Origin of the sequence: Phenylobacterium sp., from assembly GCF_036402295.1 — a bacterium.
Classification (GTDB): domain Bacteria; phylum Pseudomonadota; class Alphaproteobacteria; order Caulobacterales; family Caulobacteraceae; genus Phenylobacterium.
Genome location: NZ_DASWTE010000342.1, coordinates 1 through 6,511, shown reverse-complemented (window position 1 = coordinate 6,511; position 6,511 = coordinate 1). Strand labels below are relative to the sequence as shown.

Below are 6,511 nucleotides of genomic sequence, written 5' to 3'. Positions count from 1 at the left end.
CCTTGGTGGTGGCCGTGGCGACCAGCAGGCGGCGCGCCTCGCCGCGGTGGGTGAGCGGGAAGCCGAACTGGGCCGCCGCGGCGCTCGCGGCGGTGACGCCGGGCACCACCTCGGTGGCGATGCCGTGGGCGTGCAGGAAGGTGGCCTCCTCGCCCACCCGGCCGAAGATCGACGGGTCGCCGCCCTTGAGCCGCACCACGTTCAAGCCGCGGCGGGCCAGGCGCAGCATCAGGCGGTTGATGGTCTCCTGGCGGAGGCTGGGCCGGCCGGCGCGCTTGCCGGTCTGGATCTTTAGGCAGGCGGCGGGCGCGAGCGCGATCACCTCGTCGGCGACCAGGGCATCGTACAGCAGCGCCTGGGCGCCTTCGATCGCCCGCAGTGCGCGGATGGTCAGCAGGTCGGCGGCGCCGGGGCCGGCGCCGACGAGCCGGACCTTGCCCTCTTTAGGGCGGCCGGGTTCAGGCGGCATGGCGGACGTCTCCCTTGGCGGCGGCCAGCAGGCGGGCGATCTCGGGGCGGCACGAGCCGCAGCTGGTCCCTGCGCCCGTGGCCTCGCCGATAGCGTCGAGCGTGGCGCAGCCCTGGGCGATGGCCGCCTCGATGCGGGGCGTGCGGACATTGCGGCAGGCACAGACGGTGGGCCCGGTCTCCACGGCGCGGCCGGGCGGGCGGCCGATCAGCAGCGCCGTGCGGTCGGCGGCGGTGAGGGCCGACGCCTCGAACAGCTCGGCCAGCCAGTCGCGGGGCGGCAGGCGGCCGCCGATGGTGAAGAAGATCACGCGGTCCAGCCGGTCGCCGTCGATCCAGGCCTCGCGCAACGAGCCCGTCGCCGGGTCGTCGAAGCGCAGCACGTCGCCGGATTTCCTTGTCAGGGCTTTCTGCACCGCCGCCCGCTCGCGCTCGTCGCCGCGGCCGGCGAATTCGTGCAGCTGGCAGGCGGCCTGGGGCGTGCGGCGCCAGACGAGGTCGGCGCCGGCGGGTGGCTTCCACGCCTCGCGCGCCAGGAGGAAGCCGCGCCAGGTCTCGCGGTACGCGCGCACGCGGGCGGGCGTGTGCTTGAACTCGGGCTGGCCCGAGCGCGGGTCCACCTTGGGCGCCACCAGCGGGTTCGCCCGGCCGGACGGCGCATACGCCTCGGTCCAGTGCATCGGCAGGAATACCGAGCCCGGCCGCTGGCGGTCGCTGACCCGGGCCACGGCGACGGCCTCGCCGTGGGCCGTCTGCACGCGGGTCAGCGTCCCCTCCGCGATGCCGAGCGGCCCGGCGTCGGCGGGGTGGATCTCGACGTAAGGCTCCGGCGCGTGGCGGCAGAGCTCGGGCGCCAGGCCCGTGCGGGTCATGGTGTGCCAGTGGTCGCGGATGCGGCCGGTGTTCAGCGCGAACGGGAAGGCGCCGTTCACGGCCTCGGCCGGTCCGCGTGCGGCGACCGGAACCATGCGGGCCTTGCCGTCGGGGGTCTGGTAGCGGCCGTCGGTGAAGAGCCGCGCCGTGCCGCCGGCCGCGGTCACCGGCCACTGCACCGGCTCCAGGTCCTCGTAGGCCTCGGGCGTGATCCCGGTGAGCGGGCCAAGGTTCAGGAAACGGCTGGTGTTCTCGTAGGCCGTGAGGCGCGCCCACTCGCGGAACACCTGGGCCGGCATGCGCCAGCCGAAACCGTCGCCGAAGCCCATTCCGGTCGCCACGTCCGCGACGATCCGCCAGTCGGCGCGCGCCTCGCCGGGCGGGGCGAACAGGCGGCGCTGGCGGCTGATCCGTCGCTCGGAGTTGGTGACCGTGCCGTCCTTCTCGCCCCACGCCAGCGCGGGCAGTCGGACGTGGGCGTACTTCGCCGTGTCGGTCTCGGCCATGCAGTCCGAGACCACCACGAACGGACAGGCCTTCAGCGCCTCGCGGACGCGGCCGGCGTTGGGCAGGCTGACGACCGGATTGGTGGCCATCACCCAGATCGCCTTGACCTTGCCGTCCAGCACGGCGTCGAACATGTCGACGGCCTTCAGACCTGGCCCCTGGGTCATCCGGGGCGCGCCCCAGAAGCGGCCGACGCGGGCGCGGGCCTCGTCGTCGAAGTCCATATGGCCGGCCAGCGTCGTGGCCATGCCGCCGGTCTCGCGCCCGCCCATGGCGTTGGGCTGGCCGGTGATCGAGAACGGGCAGGCGCCGGGCTTGCCGATCCGGCCGGTGGCCAGGTGGACGTTCAGGATCGCCGAGCCCTTGGCCACGCCCTGCGCCGACTGGTTGGCGCCCATAGAGAACAGGCTGACCGTCCGGGGCGTTTCGGCGAACAGGCGGAAGAAGCGTTCCAGGTCGGCCAGCGGCACGCCGCAGTCGGCCGCCACGGCGGCCGGCGACTGGTCGGCCTGGGAGAGCTCGGCCTCGACGTCGCCAAAACCCGCGACGTGCGCCGCGACATAGCCGCGGTCGACCGCGCCGCGCCGGATGAGGTCGGCCAGCAGGCCGTTCCACAGCCGGACGTCCATCTGCGGCGCCAACGCCAGGTGCAGGTCGGCGCCATCGGCGGTGTCCGTGCGGCGCGGGTCTATCACGACGTGCCACTGGCCGCGGGCGCGCGCGGCCTCCATGCGGCGGTAGAGCACCGGGTGCGTCCAGGCGGCGTTGTGGCCCGAGAACACCACCAGGTCGGCCAGCTCCAGGTCCTCGTAGCAGCCGGGCACCAGGTCGGCGCCGAACGCCAGCTTGTGCGCCACCACCGCCGAGGCCATGCAGAGCCGCGAGTTGGTGTCGATGTTTCCCGAGCCGATGAAGCCCTTCATCAGCTTGTTGGCGGCGTAGTAGTCCTCGGTCAGCAGCTGGCCCGAGACGTAGAAGGCCACCGAGTCCGGGCCATGCCGGGCGATGGTGTCCTTGAAGCGCTTGGCGACGAGATTGGTGGCCTCGGGCCAGGTCACCCGCCGCTCGCCGATCATCGGCGCAAGGAGGCGGCCTTCAAGGCCGACCGTCGAGCCGAGTGCGGAGCCCTTGGAGCAGAGCCGCCCGAAGTTCGCCGGATGCTCGGCGTCGCCCTGCACGGTGAGCCTGCGCCCCTCGGGCTCGGCGGAGACGCCGCAGCCCACGCCACAGTAAGGGCACGCCGTGCGGGTCATCGCAGGCTCAGATCCGCCCCAGGAACAGGCGGCCGTCGCGGACTTCCAGCGGCACGACCGGGGCGCAGCCCTTGCCGCGGTCGGCGCCCATGGGTTCGCCGGAGGCCAGGTCGATGGACCAGTTGTGCAGCGGGCAGGCCACCGCGTGGCCGTGGACGATGCCCTGGCTCAGCGGGCCGCCCTTGTGCGGGCACTTGTCCCTCAGCGCGAAGACGCGGCCGTCGCCGGTGCGGAAGATCGCCACGTCGCCGTCGGGCGTCGGCACGCGCCGGGCGCCGCGGACCGGCACGTCGGTGACCGCGCCCACGTCGGTCCACAGAAGGGGATCACGGACGAGGGCGTTCATGCCGGTTCGAACTCCATGCGACGGCTGAGCGGGTTGAATTCGTCGTGGTCGCGGCCGGCCACGCGCTCGGCCCACGGGTCGATGCGGTAGAAGCGCTGCGAGTAGGAGAAGCGGTCGTAGAGGCCCTTGCGGGTCTCGGGGTCCTCGATCGCGGCCTTGATCGTGTCGAGGCCGACCCGGTCCATCCACTTGTAGATGCGCTCCAGGTACCAGCCGTTCTCGCGGTACATCTGCATGATCGCGCAGATGGCCCAGACGGCCTCGTCCTGGGTCGCCACCTTGGTGACGATCTCCGTGCCCTTGATGTGCAGGCCGGCCGCGCCGCCGGCATGGATCTCGTAGCCGCTATCGACGCAGATCACGCCGATGTCCTTGCAGGTGGCCTCGGCGCAGTTCCGCGGGCAGCCCGAGACGCCCAGCTTCACCTTGGCCGGCGACCACGAGCCCCACATGAACTTCTCGAGCCGCACGCCCAGGCCGGTGGAGTCCTGCGTCCCGAACCGGCACCACTCCGAGCCCACGCAGGTCTTCACCGTGCGCAGGCCCTTGGCGTAGGCGTGGCCCGACACCAGGCCGGCGGCGTTGAGGTCCTTCCAGACCGCCGGCAGGTCGTCCTTCTTGACGCCCAGGAGGTCGATGCGCTGGCCGCCGGTGACCTTCACAGTGGGGATGTCGAACTTGTCGACCACGTCGGCGATGGCGCGGAGCTCGTCTGCCGATGTCACGCCGCCCCACATGCGCGGGACGACGGAATAGGTGCCGTCCTTCTGGATGTTGGCGTGGGCGCGCTCGTTGATGAAACGGGACTGCTTGTCGTCGCGGTAGTCGCCGGGCCACGCGCAGATCAGGTAGTAGTTGAGCGCCGGGCGGCACGACGAGCAGCCGTCGGGCGTGGTCCACTCCAGCGCCTGCATGACCGCAGGGAACGACTTCAGCTCGGCAGCGAGGATGCGCCGGCGGACCTCGTCGTGGCCGTGGTGGGTGCAGCCGCAGACGGGCTTCGGGCCGGTCTGTGCCTGGAAGGCGTCGCCCAGCGACAGCTTCAGGATCTTCTCGACCAGAGGCGTGCAGGTGCCGCAGGAGGCCGAGGCCTTGGTCACCGCCCGCACGCTGTCCAGCGTGGTCAGGTTCTGGTCCGCGATCGCCGAGGTGATCTCACCCTTGCACACGCCGTTGCAGCCGCAGACCTCGGCCGTGTCGGCCATGGCGGCAACGGCGGCGCTAGGGTCCAGCCCTCGAAGGCCCTCCGTCGCCGCCTGGCCGAACACCAGGGTCTCGCGGAAGTCCCCAACGTTCTCGCCGGACTTCATCAGGTCGAAGTACCAGCCGCCGTCGGCCGCATCGCCGAACAGCACCGCGCCGGCGACCTTGTTGTCTTCCAGCACGATGCGCTTGTAGACGCCGCGGCCGGCGTCGCGGAACACGATGTCCTCGCACCCCGGCCCGCCCAGGTGCTTGCCGGCCGAGAACACGTCGACACCCGACACCTTCAGCCGCGTCGAGAGGCTGGAGCCCTCGTAGGCCGAGGCGCCGTCGGTCAGCGCCTCGCCGAGGGTGCGGCACATCTCCCAGATCGGCGCCACCAGGCCATAGCACTGGCCACGATGCTCGACGCACTCGCCGATGGCGTAGATGGCCGGGTCCGAGGTGCGCAGGGTGTCGTCGACGACCACGCCGCGATTCACCTCCAGGCCCGCCGCCTTGGCCAGGGCCGCGTTCGGCCGGATGCCCACCGCCATCACCAGGAGATCGCAGGGAAGCACCCGGCCGTCCTTGAGACGGAGGCCAGTTGCACGCCCGTCCGTCCCCAGGATCTCTTCCGACTGGGCCTCGAGGATCGTGTCGACGCCCTTGGCCGACAGGGCCTCGGTGAGCAGGAAGCCCGCCGAGGCGTCGAGCTGCCGCTCCATCAGGACGTCCATCAGGTGGACGACCGTGGAGGTCATGCCGCGCTTGGAGAGGCCGTAGGCCGCCTCGATGCCGAGGAGGCCGCCGCCGATCACCACCGCCTTGGCGCCCGGCTTCGCCGCCGTGATCATGGCGTCGACGTCGTCGAGGTCGCGGAAGGTGACGACGCCGGCGAGGTCCGCGCCCGGCAGCGGCAGCCGGATCGGGTCCGAGCCCACCGCCAGGATCAGCTTGTCGTAAGCCGCCTCGACCCCGCCCGCGCCGCGGACCACCTTCGCCTCACGGTCGACCGCCTCGACGGTGACGCCGGCGTGGAGAGTGATGCCGTTGTCGGCGTACCAGGCCTCGTCGTTGATCACGATGTCGGCGAACGACTTCTCGCCCGCCAGCACCGGCGACAGCATGATCCGGTCGTAGTTCACCCGGGGCTCAGCGCCGAAGATGGTGATCTCGTAGCGTCCGGGATCGCGCTTCAGCACCTCCTGGACGGCCCGGCACCCGGCCATCCCGTTGCCGACGACGACAAGCTTTTCCTTCATCGACTGGGGTTCCCTAGAGACGCAGGGCGGAAGCGGTCGCGCCGGCCAGCTCGGGCCAGGTCTTGCGCCAGCGGGCCTTGACCCCGGTGAGGCCGAGGAGGGCCAGGAGGGCCAGGGCGCCGAAGGCGAGCAGGCCCCACTGGTACGAGCCCGTCACCTGCTTGGCCCAGCCGAGACTGGAGGCGAGGTAGAAGCCGCCGATACCGCCGGTCGCGCCCACCAGGCCGGTGACCACGCCGATTTCCTTGCCGAAGCGCTGCGGCGCGAGCTGGAAGACCGCCCCGTTGCCGGCGCCCAGCGCCATCATCGTGAACATCATCAGGCCCAGGGCGACCCAGACATTGGCGTGATGGAAGCTGGCGAGCGCGATGCCGAGGGCCGCCAGGACGTAGACGACCGAAAGCGTGCGCACGCCGCCGATGCGGTCGGCGATGGCCCCGCCCACCGGACGGACGAACGAACCCGCGAACACGCAGGCGGCGGTGAAGAAGCCGGCGGTGACGGCGGGCAGGCCGTACTCCGCGTTGAAGTAGATGGTGAGCGAGGACGACAGGCCCACGAAGCCGCCGAAGGTGACCGCGTAGAGGCCCATCAGCCACCAGGCGTCACGGGTGCCG

Annotated in this window: 5 protein-coding genes; all 5 read right to left on the bottom strand. The window is 71.8% G+C overall.

From position 1 onward, the window contains the following. The coding region (gene cobA, locus VGD44_RS20205; protein WP_331090179.1) for a uroporphyrinogen-III C-methyltransferase at nucleotides 1–469 on the bottom strand (469 nt) is incomplete at its 3' end. Continuing rightward, nucleotides 459–3,101, bottom strand: coding sequence for a molybdopterin-dependent oxidoreductase (locus VGD44_RS20200; protein ID WP_331090178.1), 2,643 nt, complete (start codon nucleotides 3,099–3,101; stop codon nucleotides 459–461). The genes cobA and VGD44_RS20200, both read right to left, overlap by 11 nt. Before the next feature lie 7 nt (nucleotides 3,102–3,108). After that, nucleotides 3,109–3,447: a nitrite reductase small subunit NirD gene (gene nirD, locus VGD44_RS20195; RefSeq protein WP_331090177.1), complete on the bottom strand. Its 339-nt coding sequence runs from the start codon at nucleotides 3,445–3,447 to the stop codon at nucleotides 3,109–3,111. Beyond that, nucleotides 3,444–5,894 (bottom strand): nitrite reductase large subunit NirB, encoded by a 2,451-nt coding sequence (gene nirB / locus VGD44_RS20190; protein WP_331090176.1) that lies wholly within the window; start codon nucleotides 5,892–5,894, stop codon nucleotides 3,444–3,446. The genes nirD and nirB overlap by 4 nt, the downstream gene beginning before the upstream one ends. 13 nt (nucleotides 5,895–5,907) lie before the next feature. After that, nucleotides 5,908–6,511 (bottom strand): MFS transporter (locus tag VGD44_RS20185; protein ID WP_331090175.1); only part of this gene is annotated, 604 nt, incomplete at its 5' end.

Excerpts from the sequence above, each read along its gene's own strand:
- VGD44_RS20200 (WP_331090178.1), bottom strand. The coding sequence starts at position 3,101 with ATGACCCGCACGGCGTGCCCTTACTGTGGCGTGGGCTGCGGCGTCTCC.
- nirB (WP_331090176.1), bottom strand. The coding sequence starts at position 5,894 with ATGAAGGAAAAGCTTGTCGTCGTCGGCAACGGGATGGCCGGGTGCCGG.
- nirD (WP_331090177.1), bottom strand. The coding sequence starts at position 3,447 with ATGAACGCCCTCGTCCGTGATCCCCTTCTGTGGACCGACGTGGGCGCG.